The organism is Georgenia halophila, assembly GCF_039541595.1.
In genome coordinates this window covers 329,212-349,961 of sequence record NZ_BAABGN010000002.1, presented here as the reverse complement: position 1 = coordinate 349,961, position 20,750 = coordinate 329,212, and the positions used below count along the sequence as shown (strand labels likewise).

Genomic DNA, 20,750 nt, shown 5'->3' with positions numbered 1-20,750 from the left:
GCCATCCTCAAAGCCCAACTTAGGTTGAGGTCAAGGGGGTGACCGGCGTCGACGTGCCGCCGCCGTCCCACTCGGCGGCGGCCATCGAGAAGGACAGGGCTGCCGACGTCCCACCACGGCCCGAGCCCCGCAGCCGGCGGGGTCCTCGGACACCGGACCCGGTCTGGGACAATGGCGCCGACCAGCCGAGACGAGGAGCACAGTGAGCACCGAACCCGCCCGGGAGCAGAACTCTGCGGAGCCCGACCGTCAGGCGAAGCCGGTCGACGGCTCGGCGCCGGTCCCCGCGGTCGCCGAGCGCGAGCGCAAGGCCCGCAGCGCCTTCCGCGCCTACAAGGTCATGGCGTTCGTCACCGGTGGGATGCTGCTGCTGCTGTGCCTGGAGATGGTCCTCAAGTACGTGTTCAACGACGGTGCGGCCGTCATCGGCGACTGGGTCGCGATCGTGCACGGCTGGATCTACGTCGTCTACCTGGCCACCGTGTTCAACATCTGGTCGATCATGCGCTGGGGCTTCGGACGCGTCGTCGTCCTGATCGCCGGCGGCGTGGTCCCCGTGCTGTCGTTCGTCATGGAGCGGCGTGCGCGGGGCTGGTTCGACGACGACCTGCCCGGGATCCTCGAGCGGGTGGCCGCGCTCCACCAGCGCTGACCCACGGAACAGCGACGGGCCGTCGCCACCGGGGCGCACACCGACGGCGTGACGAGCCCGACGCCGTAGGTGGCCGTCCGGTCGGGAGCGGGCCGATATCCTGGCTCGCGTGAGCAGCCCAGAGCCGGACGTCCCGGCCACCGCCGAGACCGTGCCCGACGACGCTCCGGCCGCCGTGGCGGCACCCGAGGGAGAGCCGGCGCCCGCGCTGCCCCGCCCGGTCCTGGTCATCGACTACGGCGCACAGTACGCCCAGCTCATCGCCCGTCGGGTCCGCGAGGCGCGCGTCTACTCCGAGATCGTCCCGCACACCATGCCCGTCGAGCAGATGCTGGAGAAGGAGCCCGCGGCGATCATCCTCTCCGGCGGCCCCGCGTCGGTGTACGCGGACAGCGCGCCCGGCACCGACCCCGCCCTGTTCGACACCGGCGTCCCGGTGCTCGGCATCTGCTACGGCTTCCAGTCGATGGCGCAGGCCCTGGGTGGCACGGTGGCGCAGACCGGCACCCGGGAGTACGGCGGGACGGTCGTCGAGGTGACGGAGGGCGCCGGGTCCGGCGAGCTCCTCGCCGGCTCGCCCGAGCGGCAGACCGTGTGGATGTCCCACGGCGACGCCGTCGAGGCCGCCCCGCAGGGCTTCGAGGTGCTCGCCACGTCCGAGGGGTCCCCGGTCGCGGCGTTCGAGGACCGCCGTCGACGGCTGTTCGGCATGCAGTGGCACCCCGAGGTGAAGCACTCGGTGCTCGGCCAGGAGGCACTCGAGCGATTCCTCTACGACGGCGCCGGCCTCGCCCCCGAGTGGACCCCGGGCAACGTCATCGCCGAGCAGGTCGAGGCCATCCGTGCGGCCGTCGGCAACGACCGGGTCATCTGCGGGCTGTCCGGCGGCGTGGACTCCTCCGTGGCCGCCGCGCTCGTCCAGAAGGCCGTGGGTGACCAGCTCACCTGCGTCTTCGTCGACCACGGCCTGCTGCGCGCCGGGGAGGCCGAGCAGGTGGAGCAGGACTTCGTCGCCGCCACCGGTGTGAACCTCAAGGTCGTCGACGCCTCCGAGACCTTCCTCGCTGCCCTTGCCGGCGTGAGCGACCCGGAGACCAAGCGCAAGATCATCGGCCGCGAGTTCATCCGCACCTTCGAGCAGGCCGCGCGCGAGGTCGTGGCCGAGGCCGAGACCGAGGGCACCACGGCCGGCGGCGAGGTGAAGTTCCTCGTCCAGGGCACCCTGTACCCCGACGTCGTCGAGTCCGGCGGTGGCGAGGGTGCCGCCAACATCAAGAGCCACCACAACGTCGGCGGCCTCCCCGAGGACCTGCAGTTCCGGCTCATCGAGCCGCTGCGCACCTTGTTCAAGGACGAGGTCCGCGCCGTGGGGCTCGAGCTCGGGGTGCCCGAGTCGATCGTGTGGCGCCAGCCCTTCCCGGGGCCCGGCCTCGGGATACGGATCATCGGCGAGGTGACGGCCGAGCGCCTGGAGGTGCTGCGGGCCGCCGACGCCATCGCGCGCGAGGAGCTCACCCGGGCCGGCCTGGACCAGGAGATCTGGCAGTGCCCCGTGGTGCTGCTCGCCGACGTCCGCTCCGTCGGGGTCCAGGGTGACGGCCGGACCTACGGTCACCCGATCGTGCTGCGGCCCGTCTCGTCCGAGGATGCCATGACCGCCGACTGGACGCGCCTGCCGTACGACGTCCTCGCCACGATCTCCAACCGGATCACGAACACGGTGCCGGAGGTGAACCGCGTGACCCTCGACGTCACCTCCAAGCCACCCGGCACCATCGAGTGGGAGTGACGCAGCCGCTGCGGGTGGTGCACGTCTCGGACTGCTTCCCGCCCCGGGTCGGCGGCATCGAGACCCAGGTGCACGACCTGGCGGCCGAGCAGGCCCGCGCCGGGTACGACATCCACGTGCTGACGGCGACGGCGGACCCGGCGCTGCCGAATGGTCGCCGAGCGGAGAGCACCACGGCCGACGGCGTGACCGTCCACCGGTTCGCCTCCGCGGCGACGTTCGGGCTGCCCTTCCATCCCCTCGAGGACGTGCTGCTCCCGCCGGTACTGCGCGAGCTGGTGCCCGACGTCGTGCACGTCCACGCCGGCGTCGTCTCACCCTTCGCGTACGCCGGCGCCCGCGCCGCCCGCCGCGCCGGCCTGCCGCTCGCGATCACCTGGCACTGCATGCTCGATGGCGTCACTCCGTTCTATCGCACCGGGGCACGGGTGCTCGGCTGGAACCGGGCTTCCCTGGCCGCGAGCGCCGTCTCCGGGGTCGCCGCCGAGCGCGTCGCCCAGGTGCTGGGCCGCGAGCCGGACGAGGTGGCGGTGGTGCCCAACGGGCTCGACGTCGCGGCCTGGCTGCCGGCGGCGACGGCACCGGAGGCGAGCCGTCGGGGACCGCTTCCGCCGTCGGGGCCGTTGCGGGTGGTGGCGACGCAGCGGCTGGCCCCCCGCAAGCGCGCCCTGCCGCTGGTCCGAGTCCTTGCCCGCGTGCACGAGCGGCTGGGCCGTGACGACGCCGGTCGGCCGCGCGTGCAGCTCGAGCTCGTCGGGTCCGGTCCCGAGGAGCGTGCGGTGCGTTCGGAGGTGTCGCGGCGAGGGCTGCAGGACGTCGTCACCGTGGCCGGCCGCCTGCCCAGGGGCCGGCTGGCGGCCCGGTACCGGGAGCGCCACGTCTTCCTCGCACCGGCCCGCCTGGAGGCGTTCGGCATCGCCGCCCTGGAGGCCCGCGCGACCGGGCTCGCCGTGGTCGCCGGCCGGGGGACCGGCATCAGCCAGTTCGTCACCGACGGCGTCGACGGCCTGCTCACCAGCGACCGTGCCGACGGGCTGGACGACGCCGCGGCCGACGAGGCGCTCGCGGACGCGCTGGTGCGCCTCGCGACCGAGGAAGGCCTGCTTGCCGGGATCCTCGCGCACAACGCGGCCGTGCCGCCGGCGGCCGACTGGTCCGACGTGGTCGCGGCGGCCGACGCGCTGTACGGAAAGGCCCGTAGCCGAACGGACCGTTCGGGGCTGCTGTGACCGGTGTGACTCAGGAGGCGGCTCCGCAGACGGCGCACAGCTGATCGGTCCGTTCGGCTACGGCGCGCTCCAGCATGACGCGGACCGCCGAGCTGTCGAACATGACGTCCTCCCAGGTGAACCGCAGCACCAGCCAACCGTCGACCACCAGGCCGTTGTAGCGCAGAGCGTCCGATCTGAGCGCCGTCCGGCCGCCGTGCCACTCGAAGGAATCGGCCTCGAGCACGATGCGGAGCTGCTCGTCGACCAGGTCTGGTCGACCGAGAAAGGTCCGGCCTCCGACGACGGAGTCGTTCCGGCGGTACAGGGAGACCTGCGGCCTCACCGACAGGCCGGCGACGGTCATGGCGATGGCGCGCAGCACGGACTCGAACGGGTTCGCCGCCAATGCGGTCGCCACCCGTGCGACCCGGCGCGCCCTCACGGAGTCCGGTCCGCGCGCGTCCCGTGCCACGGCCTCGAGACGTTTGTGCGGATAACCGTCGCGAAGCGCGGAATCTGCGACCGCGAGAGCCTCGTCGAACGGCAGAGCCCGCAAGCAGTCGAGCAGTGTCCGATCCTTGCTCGTGGCGCCGTCGACCACGTCGTCGGGCGCGAGGCGAAGGCGTCTGATCTCGACGGAACCGACGACGTCGCTGGGTACCTTGCGGTTGCGTGGCAGGGCGACCTGCGGTCTGTCCGGAGGATGCTTCACCGCCCAGCCGTGGTGCAGCGCCGCACTGAGCAGGCACATCACACCGGTGAGGGCGTGTGCCCGGCTACGGGCCTCGTCCGCCTGTGGCAGCGCGTACCGTCCGCGTGCGAGCCGTGTGACCTCGCCCGTGCGCAGGGCTGCGTCGACCTCGGGACGGGATGTCGCCGCTATCAGTGCTGATCGCGTGGCGACACCACCGAGCCGGAGCAGCTCCTCCACGACGGACACGAGTCCTGAGCATGCCCGCAGCCGAGGGCGCCGCTCGTGCTCTATCCACAGGGGCTGTGGCTGCTGGAGCTCGGACTGTGTGTTCGCCAGGGCCGTAGCCGAACGGACCGTTCGGGGCTCCTGTGACCGGTGTGACTCATGAGGCGGCGCTGCAGACGGTGCAGAGCTGATCGGTCCGTTCGGCTACGCGCAGACGTCGCGAGTGGATGGCGCAGACGTCGCGATGGGTGCGCAGCTCGGAACTAGGGGGACTCCGACGACCTGCCGCGCTGGACGAGCGGAGTGACCAGCAGGACGACCGCGGCGACGACCAGCAGCGCCGCGAGCGCGAGCTGGAGGTCGAGCTGGTAGCCGAGCCCGGTCACGATCGCGCCGACACCGATCAGTGCCAGGACGATGCCGAGGACGAGCGTGCCGGTGCGCGTCCGGCGTGGCGGCACGGGAGTCTCCTCGGCGACGGTCGCCGCGGACCAGACCGGTGCTGAAGGCGTCCCCGCCGATGCCGCGGAGGGCGCCTCGGCACGGGTCGCGGGCTGGTCTGCGGAGCCTGGCGCGGGTTCGCCCGGGGCCGGTGCTGCGGCGATCCAGGCCTCGTCCCCGACACCCGGCGGGGGCGGTTCATGCCCGCCGGCAAGTGGCTGCGTGGGAGGCGTCTCGAGCGTGGCGGTGGGGTGGGCGGTGAGGGGTTCGGTACGCATGGTCTCCGTCATCTCGTCGTGAACGGCGTCGGGCGAGGCAGCGGTCTCGGCGTGCCCCGGCTCCTCGTGGGGATCGGTCGTGGACTCGCCGGTCGCTGGCTCGTCGGGGCTGAGCCCATCGATGCGGTTCTCGGGCCCGTCGGTGCGGTTGTCGTTCACTGCTCCTCCTCGATGATGATGGCGCCGGTGCCGACGGTGACGTCGACGACCAGGTCGGCGTCGTCGTCCGAGACCTCCGGCGAGCGGTACGACTCGCGGAACGAGCCGCTGAGCTCGAACGTCGGTGGGAGGGATCCGGTCCCGCCGCTGCTACGGCCTTGCCAGCTGCCTTCGGTGAAGCCGGTCAGGTCGCCGGCTCCCATCTCGACCTCGACCTCGACGGCCTCGCCGTCCGGGACGATCACGCGCACCATGCCGGCCGCCATCTCGATCGGGACCATGACCTCGTTCTGCCCGTCCATGTCGAGCCCGGTCAGGTCGACCACCATGTCCCCCGCCATCAGGGAGAAGCCGTCCTCGGCGGCAGCGGCAGTGGTCGGCGCGAAGGAGACGTCGGCGACCGTCCGGCCGGGACCGTCGTACCAGTCGTCCGCGAGGGTGGCGGTGATCATCCCGGGCACGACCACCAGGGCAAGGAGCACGCCGAGCGCCGAGAGCCCGCGGCCACGGCGGCCACGCAGTGCCGAGACCACCACGCCCACGCCGAGCACGACCAGCATGGCGCCGCCGGCGGCGAGCGCCACGAACCAGCCGTCGTCGGATCCCGGCCAGAAGAGCTGGGGAACGAGCCGGTCCCAGATCACCAGACCTGCCAGGAGCAGCAGGCAGAGCCCGAGGACGACGCCGACCGTGCCGCGCCCCGGACCGGGCGTGCGTGGCTTGGGGGGAGTTGGTGGCGCGCTGGGCGCCGACCGACCTTCCATCGCCGGATCCCAGGGTGCTCCTGGCGCCGTCGTTCCTGGCACCGTGGTTCCGGTAGCCGTCGTCTCGGGGACGTCGTACGTCGCGCGACCGTAGGCGGTGTCGTACGGCGCGCCACCGGCGGTGTCGTACGGGGTGCCTCCGGCGGCGGTATCACCGGACGCTGCCGGCGGTGCCTCCGACGTCGTGTCGGTGGGGGACGCGTCACCGCGCCCGGCCTGCGACCAGCTGGTCGGTCCGGCGGCAGGACCGGCACCTGCGGCGTGGTAGACGCTCGCGCCGGGCGGCGGAGGCGGCGTCGTGACACCCGGTGTCCCCATATGCGGGGTCGGCCCGTAGCCCGGGGTAGGTCCATAACCGGCGGTCGGCCCAGGAGCGGGGGCGCCGGTCCAAGAAGGGGACCCGGCATCTGGCGCGCCCGGGGGCACGTTCGGGCGGGAGTCACGACGACGCAGCATCAGAGCCAGGATGAGTCCGACGATCCCGAGGAGGACGAGCGTGGGCAGGAACCCGCCGATGAACCAGTAGCTCTCGTCCCACCAGAACGCCGGCCGCACGAGGCCGATCAGAGCGAAGACGGCGGCGCCGGCGAGTGCGGCGTCGACGTTGCCGCGCAGTGCCTCCTGGGTGTGGATGCGGCCGTCGGACTCCTCGGGCAGCAGGGCCCAGCCCAGCCCGTAGAGGAGCAGACCGAGGCCGCCGAAGAACGTCATGACGACGAGGACGCCGCGCACCAGCAGCGGATCGACGTCGAGGCGGCGGGCGAACCCGCCGGCGACGCCACCGATCCACCGCTCCTGCGTGCGCCAGATGCCGGTCCGGCGCAGAGAGTCGAAGAAGCCGGGAGCCGGGCCCCGGACGTGCGTCTGCTGGTACGGGTCGGCCTGCGGGGGCGGCCCCGGTGTACCGGCCGGAGGGCCGTGGCCACCCGGTGCTGTGTGGGGGCGCTCCTGGCGCCCACTGCTGGTGCTCATGATGACAAGCCAACTCCACCGGGCCGCCGCCGCACCATCGGGGAGCACCCTGGTCGGACCCTGATTCGCCTCGGCGGAAACCCTGGAATCCGCCTCAGGCCGCCGATTTACGGCTCCCGGCGTGTGACGATGGGGCTTGTGAGCACCTCTGCTGCGCCCGTCTCGGGCCGCCTACCGTTGCGCCGTCCCCGCCGGGGGCGGCGCCTGGCGGGCGTGTGCGCGGGGCTCGCTGCCCACCTTCGCTTCCCGGTGCTCTGGGTCCGCCTCGGCGCAGTCGTCAGCATCTTCTTCCTGGGCGCCGGCGCGCTGCTGTACGTGTGGCTGTGGCTCACGGTTCCCGTCGGCGAGCCCACCGAGGCCGGCCGTCCGGCGGCCCTCGGCCGGCTCGCGCCGCGTCTCCGAGACGCACGGACGGGTTCGGTCACCCGGGACGTGATCATCGCGGCCGTGCTGCTGCTCGTCGCCGTCCAGCTGCTCTTCTGGCAGGTGACCGGATTCGGCACATGGCTGCTGCCCGCACTGCTCGTCGCGGCCGGTGCGGCCATCGCGTGGGGTCAGCTCGCGGCGGCGAGCCGTGGGGAGACCTCTCGGGGAACGCTGGTCGTGCGGGTCGGCGCCGGCGTCGTGCTCGCCGTGATCGGCGCGCTGCTGGTGGTGGCGCCCGGGCGGTCGCTGCCCGAGATGGTCGAGGCCACCCTGGCCGGGCTGGCTGTGGTTGCGGGCGTCGCCGTCGTCCTCGCGCCGCTGCTGCTGCGGCTCGTGCGTGAGCTCGGTTCGGAACGCGAGGCGCGCGCTCGCGAGTCCGAGCGTGCGGACATCGCCGCCCACCTCCACGACTCCGTGCTCCAGACGCTCGCACTCATCCGGGCTCGCGCGCAGGATCCCGATGTCTCGCGCCTGGCCCGCGCCCAGGAACGCGAGCTGCGCGAGTGGCTGTACACCGACCGGCCGGCGCCGGGCACGTCCGTCGCCGACGAGATCCGTCAGGTCGCCGGCGAGGTCGAGGACGTCCGCGGTGTGCCGATCGACGTCGTCACTGCGGGCGACGCCGTCCCCGACGCCGGTACCGAGGTCCTGACCGCCGCCGTCCGGGAGGCGTTGACGAATGCCGTGGCACACGGGCGCCCACCGGTCAGCCTGTACGTCGAGGTCGCGGCGGAGAAGAGCGAGGTCTTCGTCCGCGACCGCGGCGACGGATTCGACCTGGCCACGGTCCCCGACGACCGCCACGGCGTGCGACGCTCGATCGTGGGGCGCATGGAGCGGCACGGCGGCACGGCCGACGTACGGTCCGGTGTCGGCGGCACCGAGATCCACCTCGTCATGCCAACGAAGGGGCAGCAGTGAGCGAGCAACCTGAGCAGGACAAGATCCGTGTCCTCATCGTCGACGACCACGCGCTCGTGCGCAGCGGCGTGCGGGCGGAGCTGACCCGGCACGCCACCGACCTAGAGGTGGTCGGGGAGGCCGAGGACGTCGAGGGCGCCGTCGCCGCGGTGAACGCGCTGCGCCCCGACGTCGTCCTCCTGGACGTCCACCTGCCCGGTGGTCGCGGGGGAGGGGGCGCAGAGGTGGTGGCTGCCTGCGCGCCCCTGCTGACCACCACGCGGTTCCTCGCCCTGTCCGTCTCCGACGCCAGCGAGGACGTCGTCGCGGTCATCCGCGCGGGTGCCCGTGGCTACGTGACCAAGGCGATCAGCGCCCCCGACCTTGCCGACGCCGTCCGCCGCATCGCCGCGGGCGACGCCGCGTTCTCCCCGCGGCTGGCAGGCTTCGTGCTCGACGCGTTCGGCACGGCGGCCGGCGACCTGGCCGTGCACGACGACGAGCTCGACCGGCTCACGGCCCGCGAGCGGGAGGTCATGCGGCTCATCGCTCGCGGCTACACGTACAAGGAGGTCGCCGCCGAGCTGTTCATCTCGATCAAGACGGTCGAGACCCACGTCTCCGCGGTGCTGCGCAAGCTGCAGCTGTCCTCCCGGCACGAGCTGACCCGGTGGGCGGCCGACCGTCGCCTGCTCTGAGCACGGCGGCGCCCGCAGCGGCAGGGCCGGACACCGGGCGGCACTCGGCGGGACGGACCATTCGGCAGCGCGGCGGCGGCCGCTCCTAGAGTGACCCCATGGACATCGTCATGGGCATCCTCCTCGTCTTCCACATGATCGGCTGGGCCATCGTGCTCGGAGCCGCCCTCACCAGCCTGCGCCAGCCACGGCTCGCGAAGGGTGTCACCCACGGTGCCTGGACCGCCGTCATCGTCGGCATCCTCATGGTCGGCGCGGCCGAGATGAGCGGCTGGGAGCTCAGCTACGCCTGGGTCGGGGTCAAGCTGATCGTGGGCCTCGGCGTCCTCGGCATGAGCATCTACGGCGCGAGCAACGAGGAGAAGGTCACCCGCGGCTACCTCGTCACGCTCGCCGGCCTGGTGATCGTCAACATCTGCGTCGCCGTGCTCTGGGGCTGACCGATGTCCCCGCTCGCTGAGCTCCTCGTCGCACTGGTCATCGCCGTCGGCCTCGTCGGCGCGGTGGTCCAGGTCTACCCGGGCAGCCTCATCGTCCTCGCCGCCGTCGGGACGTGGGGCGTGGCGACCGGCGGCGTGGTCGGCTGGGTCGTCGTGGCCGTGGCCCTGGTCGCGGTGACCGTCGCCGGGATCGGGAAGTACCTCTACGCCGGGAAGTACCTCAAGGCCGCCGGCGTACCGAACCGCACGCTGCTCTTCGGCGGCGTCCTCGGCGTCGTCGGCTTCTTCGTCGTCCCCGTGATCGGGCTCCCGCTCGGCTTCATCCTAGGCGTCTACCTAGCCGAGCTCTACCGGCTGAGGGTCCAGCGCGAGGCGCGGCAGGCAACCGTCCAGGCGCTGCGCGCCACTGGCTGGACCATCCTCATCGAGCTGAGCGGCGCCATGCTGGCCACCGGAGCATGGGTCATCGGACTCCTCCTCACGTGAACGACGACGGCGGCGCCCCAGGCCCCGGCGGGCCCGGCAGGGCGGGGGCGCTGTCTCGGGTCGTCGACCACCTCGCCTGCCCGGTCTGCCGTGCACCGCTGACGCTCGACGACGGAACGGTCCGGTGCGCGGCCGGGCACGCCTTCGACGTCGCGCGGCAGGGTCACGTCACCCTGCTGGGCGGACGCCGTGCCTTCGCCGGCGACGACGCCGCCATGGTCGCCGCTCGCGAGGCGTTCCTCGCCCGCCGGCACTACGGGCGGCTCGCGCACGCCGTCGCCGAGGCCGTCGGCGACCGGTCGGGACTGTGCGTCGACCTAGCCGGCGGCACCGGATACTACCTGGCCGCCGTCGTCGCGGACCGGCCCCACCTGACCGGGCTGGTGCTCGACGCCTCGACGCCGGCCCTCAAGCGAGCCGCCCGAGCGCACGAGCGCGTCGCGGCCGTGGGAGCCGACGTGTGGCAGGCGCTCCCACTCCTCGACGACGCCGCGGACGTCGTCCTGTCCGTTTTCGGGCCCCGCAACGTGCCCGAGATCCGGCGGGTCCTCGCGCCGGGCGGCCGGTTCGTCGTCGCGACCCCGACGCCGCGGCACCTGCACGAGCTCGTCGAGCCGCTCGGCCTGGTGCGCGTGGGCCCGGAGAAGGAGAGCCGGCTCGCCGCCCAGCTGGCGGAGCTGGCGCCGGAGAGCTCCCGCGAGATCGAGTACCGGGTGCCGATGAGCCGTCACGACGTGCTCGACGAGGTCGCCATGGGACCGAGCAGCCACCACGTCGCCGCGGAGACTCTCCAGGAGGCCGTCGCTGACCTGCCCGACCCGGTGGACGTCACCGTCTCGGTGACGGTGCGCAGCTTCCGCGCGCCGGTCGGCGACTGAGTCGAGCCTCACCCGGCGGCCGTCCACACGGTCCGCCCCAGGTGGGTGCCGCCACATAGCATGGAGAGCACGATGCTCTCCCTGTTCGACGATCTCCCCCTGCCCGGCTCCTCCGGCACGCAGCAGCGCCTGCCCGCCGCCGTCCCGCCGCGTGAGGACGACGGCGCGACGCAGCCCCACGACGGTCAGGGCACGGCCGGCCGCGAGGGCGACGACCCGGTGGAGCGGGCCCGCCGCCGGGCGGCCAGCGGTTCCGGCGGTGACGGGGACAGGAGCCCGGGCGGTGCCGGACCGGACGCGGACGACCGGCCCGCCGGCTCGTACGGCATCGATCCCGACGCCCTGGTCGAGGGGCTCAACCCGAACCAGCGTGCCGCCGTCGTCCACAGTGGCGGCCCGCTGCTCATCGTGGCCGGCGCCGGCTCGGGCAAGACCCGGGTGCTGACCCACCGCATCGCGCACCTGCTCGCCACCGGTCGGGCACGCCCGGGGGAGATCCTCGCGATCACCTTCACCAACAAGGCGGCCGCCGAGATGCGCGAGCGGGTGAGCGACCTCGTCGGGCCCTCGGCCCGGCGCATGTGGGTCTCCACCTTCCACTCCGCGTGCGTGCGGATCCTGCGGCGCGAGCACGAGACGCTCGGCCTGCGTTCCAGCTTCTCCATCTACGACGCGGCCGACTCCCAGCGCCTGATGACCCTGGTGTGCCGCCAGCTGGACCTCGACCCCAAGCGGTATCCGCCGAGGATGTTCTCGCGGAAGGTCTCGGACCTGAAGAACGAGCTCATCGACCCCGACGACTTCGCGAACCAGGCCGGCGGGACGAACAACTTCGACTCGCACCTGGCCGAGGCGTACCGCCTCTACCAGGATCGGCTGCGCCAGGCGCACGCCCTCGACTTCGACGACCTCATCATGTCCACGGTGCACCTGCTCCAGGCGTTCCCCGCCGTGGCCGAGCACTACCGGCGCCGGTTCCGCCACGTGCTCGTGGACGAGTACCAGGACACCAACCACGCGCAGTACGCGCTCGTGCGCGAGCTGGCCGGTGTCGACGAGCGCGAGCGAGGGACGAGCGGTGGCGGGCAGGCGGACTCGGCCGACGACGAGGGCCTCGCGCCCGCCGAGCTCACCGTGGTCGGAGACGCCGACCAGTCGATCTACGCCTTCCGCGGCGCGACCATCCGCAACATCCTGGAGTTCGAGGACGACTACCCCCAGGCAAGGACGATCCTGCTGGAGCAGAACTACCGCTCCACGCAGACGATCCTCTCCGCGGCGAACGCCGTCATCTCCCGCAACGCCGGCCGCAAGGCCAAGAACCTCTGGACCGACGCCGGCGAGGGGCCGCTCATCGTCGGTTACGTCGCCGACTCCGAGCACCAGGAGGCCCGGTTCATCGCCGAGGAGATCGACCGGCTCGGCGACGAGCGCGGAACCCGGCCCGGCGACGTCGCGATCTTCTACCGCACCAACGCCCAGTCCCGGGCGATGGAGGAAGTCCTCGTGCGCGCGGGCCTGCCGTACAAGGTGGTCGGCGGCACCCGCTTCTACGAGCGCAAGGAGATCAAGGACGCGGTCGCCTACCTGCGGGCCGTCGCCAATCCCGACGACGCCGTCAACGTCCGCCGGATCCTCAACGTGCCCAAGCGGGGCCTGGGAGACCGGGCCGAGTCCGTCCTGGCGACCCACGCGGAGAAGCACCGCGTCTCGTTCGGCCAGGCGCTCGCCGACGCCTCTGCCGAAGGGGAGGAGCGGGACACCACTCCGGAGGTCATCGGCCTCGCCACGCGCGCACGCGCCCAGGTCAAGGCTTTCCACGAGCTGCTCACCGAGCTGCGGGACATGGAGGCCTCGGGAGCCGCCCCGGCCGAGATCCTCGACACCGCCCTCGACAAGTCGGGGTACCTCGCCGAGCTGCGCACCAGCGAGGACCCGCAGGACGCGACCAGGGTGGAGAATCTCGCGGAGCTGCACGCCGTGGCCGACGAGTTCCGTGAGACCGAGCCCGAGGGCGGCCTCGGCGACTTTCTCGAACGGGTCTCGCTGGTGGCCGACACCGACCAGCTGCCCGACGACGCCGACGACGCCGGCCAAGTGACCCTCATGACCGTGCACACGGCCAAGGGCTTGGAGTTCCCGGTCGTGTTCGTCACCGGCATGGAGGACGGCACGTTCCCGCACCAGCGCTCGCTGACCGAGGAGAACGAGCTCTCCGAGGAGCGTCGTCTGGCGTACGTGGCACTCACCCGGGCACGGGAACGGCTCTACATCTCGCGCGCGGCCGTGCGCACCGCGTTCGGGATGCCGCACGAGCTGCCGGCCTCGCGCTTCCTCGACGACATTCCCTCGGAGCTGGTGGAGTGGCGCCGGGCGGAGTCCTCCATGGAAACGCTGCGCCGGCCCAGGTCCGGGTACGGAGGCGGCTTCGGCTCCGGCCCTCCCGACCGCGGCGGGAACCTCGTGGGGGGCCGCAGCGGGCCGGTCCGGACGGGCAAGCTGGGCGTCGGTACGACCGCTGCGGGTTCGACGGGTCCGACGGGCCCCGCCGCGTCGACGGCGTCGACGAGCTCGGCCACGACGTCGGGCGCGGCGGCGAAGGCCGCAACCAAGCACCCGGAAGGACTCGGCCTGGACGTCGGGGACAAGGTCACCCACGACAGCTACGGACTGGGCACGGTGGTCGCGCTCGAGGGGTCCGGTTCCTCCGCCGTCGCCAAGATCGATTTCGGCAGCGGCCACCTCAAGCGGCTGCTGCTGCGGTACTCGCCGGTCACGAAGCTGTAGCCCTTGCGGGCGCGCCCGTCCGCGCGCCTCCACGGAAGCGTCGGTGCTCCTGCCTAGCCTCGGAGCGACAAGCCGTCGGGCCGGAGGCGCAACATGACGCAGGTGCAAGAACGCGCTGGCCATGGCGCTGCCTCGTCATCCCACGGCGCCGCGGTGCGGCCCTCCGGGCTTGGTGCACAGATGTCGCCCAAGGCCCGCGGCGGACGCATCGAAGGGCTGGACGGACTGCGCGCGATCGCCGTCGTCGCGGTCCTCGTGTTTCACCTGCGCCCGGAGTCGCTGCCGGGGGGTTTCCTCGGCGTCGACGTGTTCTTCGTCGTCTCCGGCTTCCTCATCACCACACTCCTGCTGCGTGAGATGGCCGGTGGGCGGATCAACCTCGCCGGGTTCTGGCTGCGCCGGGCGCGGCGGCTGCTGCCCGCCCTCCTCGCCGTCGTGCTCGTCTGCGTGCCCGCGGCGTGGGCGGTCAGCTCCGACCTGCTCGTCGGGATCGCGCGGCAGAGCGTCGGTGCGCTGACCTTCTCCACGAACTGGCTGGAGATCTCGGCCGGATCCAGCTACTTCGACACCACCGCACCACAGGTCTTCGCGCACTTCTGGTCGCTCGCGGTCGAGGAGCAGTTCTACCTGCTCTGGCCGCTCCTGCTGGTCGTCATCATGTCGGCCACCGCCGCTGCGCGCACCCGGGTCCGGATCGCGCTGGTGGCCGCCGGGCTCTCCGCCGCCCTCATGGCGCTGCAGCTCACACCCGGCGAGGACGCCACCCGCGTCTACTACGGCACCGACACCCACGCGTTCTCGTTGCTCGTCGGCGTCGCGCTGGCCTTCTGGTGGTCGCAGCCCGAAGGCTTTCTGTCGAGCGACGCCTGGCGACACTGGCAGCAGCGCGCGGCCCTCGGCGCGTTGGGCGGGCTTGCCGTCCTGATGCTGACGCTGCGCGAGTCGACGGCGTTCACCTTCCGTGGCGGCATCCTGCTCGCCGCGCTGCTCAGCGCGGTCCTCATCGCCGCGCTGCTGGGCAGGCCGACGCTGTTCCAGCGCGTCATGCGGGCACCGGCCGTGGAATGGGTGGGGCAACGCTCGTACGGGATCTACCTGTGGCACTGGCCCGTCATCGTGATCCTCACCCTGCTGGTCCCCACGGCTCACGACTCTGCCGAGCGCTGGGCGATCCTGTGCGTCGCGCTGCTGCTCACGCTCGCCCTCTCCGCCGCCTCCTACCGGTGGCTGGAGACGCCGGTGCGCAACCTGGGCTTCAGCGAAGCCATCCGCCGGTTCCGGCGGTCGCTGGTCACCGCCGTGCCGGCCCGGCGGGTGGCTGCACGCGCCACCGCGGGGACGACGGCGATGCTCGTGATCCTCGCCGGCGTCGCGATCGCCGCCGCACCCGACCGCACGAGTACCCAGGCACAGATCGAGGCGACCGAGGCGCGCCTCGCGGCGGACGCAGCGACGGCGGACGTGGTCACCGAGGCCGATCCCGAGCTGGACGCCTCCATGCCCACCGGGGAGGAGATCACCGCCTTCGGCGACTCCCTGGTCGTGACGAGCGCCGACGGCCTCGAGCACCACCTCCCGGGCATCCTGCTCGACGCGAGATCGAACCGGAAGTGGGTCGATGCGCCGGCCGTGGTCCAGGACGCCCTGGACCAGGGCACCGTGCGGCGGGCGGTGGTGCTCCACTTCGGCACGAACGCCGGCGTGGACGATCCGGACCTGGTGCGCGGGGTCCTCGACGATCTCGGTGCGGGCCGCATGATCGTGGTGCTGAACATCTACGGCAGCAGCCACTGGGTGCCCGGGTCGAACGCCGCGCTCGCCGACATCGTGGCCGACTACCCGAACGCGATCATCGGCGACTGGAACACCGCCGCGGCCGAGCACACGACGCTCCTCCAGGCCGATCAGATCCATCCCGACATCGAGGGCGCACACCTCTACGCCAACGTGGTCAAAGACGCTTTCCGGTCCCTCTCCGAACGCCTGACCGGGATCCCGGTCGAGGAGCCGGCCGACACGGAGGACGGGAGCGCCTGAGTCCGCCGTCCCAACAGCTGGCCGAGATGTCTCAGTGCCTGGCCGAGGAGTGGCGCTCGGGCGCAGCGCTGTAGGCTTTTCGGCGGATGTCTCGATGTCGAAACATCACGACTGAAGCCAACGGAAGGACCAGAGGCGTGGACCTCTACGAGTACCAGGCTCGTGACGTGTTCGAGAAGCATGGAGTACCCGTGCTGCGGGGCATCGTCGCGACGACGCAAGCCGAGGCGAAGGCTGCGGCCCAGGAGCTGGGCGGCGGGACCGTCGTCGTCAAGGCGCAGGTGAAGACCGGTGGCCGCGGCAAGGCGGGCGGCGTGAAGCTCGCTCACAACCCCGAGGAGGCCGAGGCGCACGCGGCGGAGATCCTCGGCATGGACATCAAGGGACACACCGTGCACCGGGTGATGATCGCCGAGGGCGCCTCGATCGCGGAGGAGTACTACTTCTCGCTCCTGCTGGACCGCGCCGAGCGCCGCTACCTGGCACTGGCCTCGGTCGAGGGTGGTGTGGAGATCGAGCAGCTCGCGGTCGAGCGTCCGGAGGCGCTGGCGCGCGTCGCAGTCGACCCGATCGCCGGCGTCGACAAGGCGAAGGCCGCCGAGATCGTCTCCGCAGCCGGGTTCGCGCCGGAGATCGCCGACGAGGTCGCCGCCGTCATCGAGCAGCTCTGGACGGCCTACGACGAGGAGGACGCCACGCTCGTCGAGGTCAACCCCCTGGTACGCACCGAGGCCGGTGCCATCATCGCTCTCGACGGGAAGGTGACCCTCGACGAGAACGCCGCGTTCCGGCACCCCGACCACGCCGAGCTCGTGGACCAGGCGGCGACCGACCCGCTCGAGGCCAAGGCCAAGGAGCTCGACCTCAACTACGTCAAGCTCGACGGCGAGGTCGGCATCATCGGCAACGGGGCGGGGCTGGTGATGTCCACTCTCGACGTCGTCGCCTACGCCGGCGAGCAGCAGGGCGTGAAGCCGGCGAACTTCCTCGACATCGGCGGCGGCGCGAACGCCACCGTCATGGCCAACGGGCTCGACGTGATCCTCGGTGACGAGCAGGTGCGCTCGGTGTTCGTCAACGTCTTCGGCGGGATCACCGCATGCGACGAGGTGGCCAGCGGCATCGTGAGCGCCCTGGAGATCCTGGGCGACACCGCTTCGAAGCCGCTCGTGGTCCGCCTCGACGGCAACAACGTGGAGGCCGGGCGGAAGATCCTGGCCGACGCCAACCACCCGCTCGTCACGGTCGTACCCACGATGGACGAGGCCGCGGCCAAGGCTGTCGAGCTCGCGGCTGCGAAGTAAGGACGGAAGCAACCACATGTCGATCCTTCTCAACTCCTCCTCCAAGGTCATCGTCCAGGGCATGACCGGCTCCATGGGGCAGGTCCACACGTTGCGGATGCTCAATTCCGGCACCCAGATCGTCGGCGGCGTGAACCCCCGCAAGGCGGGCACGTCCGTCGACTTCGACGTCGAGCCGCTCGGCCCGGGCGCCGAGAACCGGCAGGCCGGCACCGTCTCGGTACCCGTCTTCGGGTCTGTCGCCGAGTCCAGGGAGGCCACCGGGGCGGACGTCTCGGTCATCTTCGTGCCGCCGGCCTTCACGAAGGCCGCGGTGGTCGAGGCCGTCGACGCCGGCATCCCGCTCATCGTCATCATCACCGAGGGCATCCCGGTGGCCGACACCGCGGAGTTCTTCACCTACGCCGAGTCGAAGGGCGTGCGCCTCATCGGGCCGAACTGCCCGGGCATCATCACGCCGGGCGAGTCGAACGTGGGCATCACCCCGGCGAACATCACCGACTCCGGGCGCCTCGGCCTGGTCTCCAAGTCCGGCACGCTGACCTACCAGATGATGTACGAGCTGTCGGACGTCGGCTTCAGCACGTGCCTCGGCATCGGCGGCGATCCGGTCATCGGCACCACCCACATCGACGCGCTGAAGGCCTTCGAGGAGGACCCGGACACCGATGTCATCGTCATGATCGGTGAGATCGGCGGCGACGCCGAGGAGCGAGCCGCCGAGTACATCAAGGACAACGTCACCAAGCCGGTCGTCGGCTACGTGGCCGGCTTCACCGCACCCGAGGGCAAGACGATGGGCCACGCCGGCGCCATCGTCTCCGGCTCCTCGGGCACGGCCGAGGCGAAGAAGGTCGCCCTCGAGGCGGCCGGCGTCAAGGTCGGCAAGACGCCGTCCGAGACCGCGCGCCTGGCTCGCTCGCTGCTCGCCTGAGCACCCGGGGGCCGCTCCAGCCACTCCAGCCCGACGACGGCGGTCGCTCCCGCCGGGTGCGCCCGCCGTCGCGGCTCGGCCGGGGACCAGAGTGTTGATCTTGCTGCTATGACGACGAGATCGACACTCTCGTTCGGAGCGTGACCTGCGGGCGGCGTCGCCGGGGGCTCAGGCCGCTTCGGGGCGCGTCTCGAGGGCGGTGCGCACGGTCGCGACCTGCGTGCCGGTGCCTGTCAGTGCCTCAGCCGCCGGCCCACCGCCACGCAGAACGCCCAGCAGCACGTGCCGGTCGTTGATCTCATTGTCCTGCAGCCGTAGCGCCTCCCGGAGGGACAGCTCGAGCGCCTTCTTCGCGTCCGCGGTGAACGGGATGTGGCTGCCGCGCCGACCCTTCCCGCGCAGGGCCCGGCCCGCCCGCTCCAGCGCACCGGTGCCGAAGAGCGTGTCTGCGCTCCGGCTGACCCGCTCCAGGTCGATGCCGAGCGACGCCAGCGCGTCGGCGTCGAGACCGCTTTCCCGGACCATGTCCCGGAGCCGGTCGGCCACCGAGGCCGGGTCGATCCCGGCGTCGCGCAGCGCACGAGCGCCGCTGCCGTCCACGTCGAGCACGCCGAGCGCGACGTGCTCCGGCCCGATGCTCGCGGAGCTCGCCTCGCGGGCGATCTCCTGGGCCAGCACGACGGCGGCGCGGGCGTCCTTGGTGAAGCGTTCGAACATGTCTTGGTCCTCCATCTAAGTGAGGTCTGGTCGGCCGGTCAGGCCGGTCAGGCCGGTCAGGCCGGTCAGGCCGGTCAGGCCGGTCAGGCGCGTCGGCGCCCGTGCTTCTTGTGCACCGCCTGCCGGCTCACACCCAGCTCGGCGGCGATCTCCTGCCAGGACCAGCCGAGCTGCCGGGCACGCTCGACCTGGAGAACCTCCAGCCGCTCTGCGAGCTCACGAAGCGCGCGGACGGCACGGAGGCCGGTGGTCGGGTCCGGGCTCTGGGCGGCATCAGCCGTGTCGGTCAGCGTCATGGTGTCAATGTAGGTTGACGCTGCGGCCGTGTCAACGCATGTTGACGTCCAGCTCGCCCCCGACACGCCGCACGGGCAGGCGGGGCTGGCGCGGCGGCGGGGCGACGATGGGGCGATGGCCACCACCACGCAGACGCGCCCGTCCCGGGCGGCCGGCGCCCCGAGACCCGGCGGGTCCGGTCGGCTGCCGGAGGGCTGGCTGCGCGGGCTGGTCAGCGGAGTCGAGGCGGCGGTGCTGAGCTGGCTCGCTGTCGCCGTGCCCGCCGTGGCCGCCTACATCGCAACGGCAGCGGCTCCGGCGCTGGGCGACGCCTCCTGGCAGAGCGCCGCGGGCACCGGCACCGCGCTGTGGCTCCTGGCGCACGGCGGCGACATGACGGTCGGCGAGGGCACGGTGTCCGTGGTGCCGCTCGGGATGACGCTGCTGAGCGTCGGTGTCGTCTACGCCGCCGTCCGGCGGCTACGGATCGCCGGCTACGGGGCCGCCTCCTTCGCCGTCGTCGGGTTCGTCCTGTCGGTGCTGGTGGCGACCTTGGCCGCGCCGGGTGGACGTCTCGGTGCCCTGCTCGGTGGTGCGGTGGTGTCGACGCTCGGCACGGTGCTCGCGGCGCGCCGCTCGGGCGCGCCGGCCCCGGCATGGTCGGCCGGCGTTCCCGCGTGGGTCCGTGACGGCCTCCGCGGCGCGGGCTGGATCCTGCTGGCCCTGGCGCTGGTGTCCCTCGCTCTGGTGGTCGTGGCCCTGGTCACCGGCTGGGACCGCGTCCGGATGGTCCAGGACGCCTACATGCTCGCCCCGGTCGGTCTGGTCGTCATGACGGCGGCCCAGCTGCTCTACCTGCCCACTGTGGCCGTGTGGGCACTGGCGTGGAGCGCCGGCCCCGGGTTCGCCTTCGGCGCCGGGACACACTTCGCCGCCGGGGAGGCCGTGCCGGCACCCCTGCCCGCAATCCCGCTGCTCGGTGGCCTGCCTTCGCCGGAGGCACCGGGGCCGACGTGGGTGGTGGTCGTGCCCGTCGCGGTCGGTGTGATCGTCGGAGTCTTGCTGCACCGGCGCGCCTCCGGACGAGCCCTGGCGGAGTCCGTCGGCACCGCGATCTTGGCCGCCGTCGTCGTGGCCCTCGCCGCTGCGGTCCTCACGTACGCGGCGTCCGGCGGAATCGGCCCGGGACGCATGGCCGAGATCGGCGCCGAGCCGCCCGCTGTGGCCGGCATGCTGCTTGCCGAGGTCGGGGCGGCACTACTGCTGACCGTGGTCGTCCTGCACCCGCGCACGGCGGAGCTGGTCGGCCTCGGCGCCCGCCGTGCCCGGGAACGGGTCTCCGGGGCCTCCGAACGGCTCTCCCGGCGCAGAAGCGTCGGGCCGGTCGCTGCTGCGGCGGACGTGGCGACCGCCACCGGGCAAGCCCACGACGCCCACCGCGAGGAGGCCGACCGCGAGGACACCGACCGCGACGGCGAAGAACGGCAGGAGGACGGCGCCGCCCCGGACCGCAGCGCCGGGACGCCGGAGGAGGCATCGCCGGCGGAAGAGGCACTGTCCGGGCCGGCGCAGGAGCCACGAGTCGGGGAGGGCTGGAGCGGACCATCGCTGTCCGCGTGGTCCCGCGACGCCGGTCCCTGAGGCAGGGCTCGCCCCTGTGACAGCGCTGGGTGAGGAAGGGC

At 72.5% G+C, this 20,750-nt stretch carries 18 protein-coding genes; 13 read left to right on the top strand and 5 right to left on the bottom strand.

Annotation, left to right across the window (positions count from 1 at the left end; all coding sequences use genetic code 11):
• Window positions 1–202: 202 nt before the first annotated feature.
• The 3 genes from ABD907_RS03050 (at window position 203) to ABD907_RS03040 (ending at window position 3,670) form a co-directional block, all read left to right on the top strand.
• Window positions 203–652 (top strand): DUF3817 domain-containing protein, encoded by a 450-nt coding sequence (locus ABD907_RS03050; protein ID WP_345215011.1) that lies wholly within the window; start codon window positions 203–205, stop codon window positions 650–652.
• A 175-nt stretch (window positions 653–827) separates the two neighbouring features.
• Window positions 828–2,441, top strand: coding sequence for a glutamine-hydrolyzing GMP synthase (guaA, locus tag ABD907_RS03045; protein WP_345215418.1), 1,614 nt, complete (start codon window positions 828–830; stop codon window positions 2,439–2,441).
• The gene (locus ABD907_RS03040; RefSeq protein ID WP_345215010.1) at window positions 2,438–3,670 is read left to right on the top strand and encodes a glycosyltransferase family 4 protein; all 1,233 of its coding nucleotides are present in this window, start codon (window positions 2,438–2,440) and stop codon (window positions 3,668–3,670) included. The genes guaA and ABD907_RS03040 overlap by 4 nt, the downstream gene beginning before the upstream one ends.
• Window positions 3,671–3,680: 10 nt before the next feature.
• Here ABD907_RS03040 and ABD907_RS03035 read toward each other — a convergent pair whose 3' ends face one another.
• From ABD907_RS03035 to ABD907_RS03025, 3 genes are all read right to left on the bottom strand, one after another.
• Window positions 3,681–4,592 (bottom strand): hypothetical protein, encoded by a 912-nt coding sequence (locus tag ABD907_RS03035; protein ID WP_345215009.1) that lies wholly within the window; start codon window positions 4,590–4,592, stop codon window positions 3,681–3,683.
• Between the two features lie 242 nt (window positions 4,593–4,834).
• The gene (locus tag ABD907_RS03030; protein ID WP_345215008.1) at window positions 4,835–5,449 is read right to left on the bottom strand and encodes a hypothetical protein; all 615 of its coding nucleotides are present in this window, start codon (window positions 5,447–5,449) and stop codon (window positions 4,835–4,837) included.
• A complete protein-coding gene (locus ABD907_RS03025) occupies window positions 5,446–7,185 on the bottom strand; it encodes a PspC domain-containing protein (RefSeq protein WP_345215007.1) in 1,740 nt (579 codons plus the stop codon). The genes ABD907_RS03030 and ABD907_RS03025 overlap by 4 nt, the downstream gene beginning before the upstream one ends.
• 129 nt (window positions 7,186–7,314) lie before the next feature.
• On the opposite strand from ABD907_RS03025, the gene ABD907_RS03020 reads away from it, so the two are divergent.
• From ABD907_RS03020 to sucD, 9 genes are all read left to right on the top strand, one after another.
• The gene (locus ABD907_RS03020; RefSeq protein WP_486334054.1) at window positions 7,315–8,532 is read left to right on the top strand and encodes an ATP-binding protein; all 1,218 of its coding nucleotides are present in this window, start codon (window positions 7,315–7,317) and stop codon (window positions 8,530–8,532) included.
• Window positions 8,529–9,209 (top strand): LuxR C-terminal-related transcriptional regulator, encoded by a 681-nt coding sequence (locus ABD907_RS03015; RefSeq protein WP_345215005.1) that lies wholly within the window; start codon window positions 8,529–8,531, stop codon window positions 9,207–9,209. Before ABD907_RS03020 ends, ABD907_RS03015 begins: the two co-directional genes overlap by 4 nt.
• A gap of 98 nt (window positions 9,210–9,307) precedes the next feature.
• Window positions 9,308–9,649, top strand: coding sequence for a hypothetical protein (locus ABD907_RS03010; RefSeq protein ID WP_345215004.1), 342 nt, complete (start codon window positions 9,308–9,310; stop codon window positions 9,647–9,649).
• A gap of 3 nt (window positions 9,650–9,652) precedes the next feature.
• Window positions 9,653–10,135: a DUF456 domain-containing protein gene (locus tag ABD907_RS03005; protein WP_345215003.1), complete on the top strand. Its 483-nt coding sequence runs from the start codon at window positions 9,653–9,655 to the stop codon at window positions 10,133–10,135.
• Window positions 10,132–11,013, top strand: a complete 882-nt coding sequence (locus ABD907_RS03000) for a putative RNA methyltransferase (protein ID WP_345215002.1) — start codon at window positions 10,132–10,134, stop codon at window positions 11,011–11,013. The genes ABD907_RS03005 and ABD907_RS03000 overlap by 4 nt, the downstream gene beginning before the upstream one ends.
• Window positions 11,014–11,085: 72 nt before the next feature.
• Entirely contained in the window at window positions 11,086–13,800 is a 2,715-nt protein-coding gene (locus tag ABD907_RS02995) for a UvrD-helicase domain-containing protein (RefSeq protein WP_345215001.1), read from the top strand.
• Window positions 13,801–13,980: 180 nt separating this feature from the next.
• On the top strand, window positions 13,981–15,837 hold the full coding sequence (locus tag ABD907_RS02990) for an acyltransferase family protein (RefSeq protein ID WP_345215000.1): 1,857 nt from the start codon (window positions 13,981–13,983) through the stop codon (window positions 15,835–15,837).
• Window positions 15,838–15,974: 137 nt separating this feature from the next.
• Window positions 15,975–17,141 (top strand): ADP-forming succinate--CoA ligase subunit beta, encoded by a 1,167-nt coding sequence (sucC, locus tag ABD907_RS02985; protein WP_345214999.1) that lies wholly within the window; start codon window positions 15,975–15,977, stop codon window positions 17,139–17,141.
• Between the two features lie 16 nt (window positions 17,142–17,157).
• Window positions 17,158–18,075, top strand: a complete 918-nt coding sequence (sucD, locus tag ABD907_RS02980) for a succinate--CoA ligase subunit alpha (protein WP_345214998.1) — start codon at window positions 17,158–17,160, stop codon at window positions 18,073–18,075.
• A gap of 168 nt (window positions 18,076–18,243) precedes the next feature.
• Here sucD and ABD907_RS02975 read toward each other — a convergent pair whose 3' ends face one another.
• Together ABD907_RS02975 and ABD907_RS02970 are read right to left on the bottom strand one after the other, a co-directional pair.
• The gene (locus tag ABD907_RS02975; protein WP_345214997.1) at window positions 18,244–18,792 is read right to left on the bottom strand and encodes a Clp protease N-terminal domain-containing protein; all 549 of its coding nucleotides are present in this window, start codon (window positions 18,790–18,792) and stop codon (window positions 18,244–18,246) included.
• 83 nt (window positions 18,793–18,875) lie between these two features.
• Window positions 18,876–19,088 (bottom strand): helix-turn-helix domain-containing protein, encoded by a 213-nt coding sequence (locus tag ABD907_RS02970; protein ID WP_345214996.1) that lies wholly within the window; start codon window positions 19,086–19,088, stop codon window positions 18,876–18,878.
• Between the two features lie 28 nt (window positions 19,089–19,116).
• On the opposite strand from ABD907_RS02970, the gene ABD907_RS02965 reads away from it, so the two are divergent.
• Window positions 19,117–20,709, top strand: a complete 1,593-nt coding sequence (locus ABD907_RS02965) for a cell division protein PerM (protein ID WP_345214995.1) — start codon at window positions 19,117–19,119, stop codon at window positions 20,707–20,709.
• The last annotated feature ends 41 nt before the right edge of the window (window positions 20,710–20,750 follow it).